Source organism: Myxococcus sp. CA033, from assembly GCF_013336625.1.
Classification (GTDB): Bacteria; Myxococcota; Myxococcia; order Myxococcales; family Myxococcaceae; genus Myxococcus; species Myxococcus llanfairpwllgwyngyllgogerychwyrndrobwllllantysiliogogogochensis.
Genome location: NZ_JABUMU010000094.1, coordinates 1 through 411, shown reverse-complemented (window position 1 = coordinate 411; position 411 = coordinate 1). Strand labels below are relative to the sequence as shown.

Annotated in this window: 1 protein-coding gene; it reads left to right on the top strand. The window is 62.5% G+C overall.

Annotation, left to right across the window (positions count from 1 at the left end; genetic code table 11):
• Nucleotides 1–22: 22 nt before the first annotated feature.
• Nucleotides 23–411: AAA family ATPase (locus HUA78_RS45785; protein ID WP_371745827.1), on the top strand; the 389-nt coding region annotated here is incomplete at its 3' end.

Here is a 411-nt window from a genome sequence, read left to right as displayed (position 1 = left end):
GGAGGAGATTACCTCGGACGAGGTGATCTTCGTGGATGGCAATGGGCACCATGTCCCAGTGGAGGAACTGAGCGATGGTTATCGCTCCATCTTGAGCATGACCTTCGAGCTTATCCGCCAGCTCGTGGCTGCCTATGGCGCCAAACGGGTCTTCTACGCGAAGGACCCTACACGCATCAACGTGCCGGGCGTGGTGCTCATCGACGAGGTGGACGCCCACCTGCACCCGACGTGGCAGCGCAACGTGGGGCTCTGGTTCCGGAAGCACTTCCCGAAGATGCAGTTCCTCGTCACGACCCACAGCCCCCTGGTTTGTCAGGCAGCGGAAGAGGGGACGGTCTGGCGGCTCCCCAAGCCGGGTACGGATGAAGAGGCTCGGCAGGTGACCGGCGTGGAACTGGACCGGCTCAT